Source organism: Pseudoalteromonas aliena, assembly GCF_038155085.1.
Classification (GTDB): Bacteria; Pseudomonadota; Gammaproteobacteria; order Enterobacterales; family Alteromonadaceae; genus Pseudoalteromonas; species Pseudoalteromonas aliena_A.
The window spans coordinates 1-207 of record NZ_JBAKAU010000310.1 but is presented as its reverse complement, the minus strand read 5'-3'; the positions used below and the strand labels follow the sequence as shown (position 1 = coordinate 207).

Sequence of the window (207 nt, the reverse complement as noted above, 5' to 3'; positions counted from 1 at the left end):
AGTTGCTTAGCTAATTTAGTTGTCGAAGGGCGGTTTCAAAAGTTAAGTATTGATCCTTTAGTCTTTACCGACGTGTCACACAACCCTGAGTCGGCGCGTTATTTAGCAAATAAGTTATCAAGGTATAAAGATAAAGGCTTTAAAATTCATGCATTAGACGCTATGCTTGCTGATAAAGATAAATCTGGTGTACTTAAAGAAGTAAGT

General features: G+C 36.2%; 1 pseudogene. It reads left to right on the top strand.

Annotated features, from left to right (window positions below):
* A pseudogene (locus V6260_RS19540) lies at positions 1-207 on the top strand (bifunctional tetrahydrofolate synthase/dihydrofolate synthase); the annotation flags it as partial.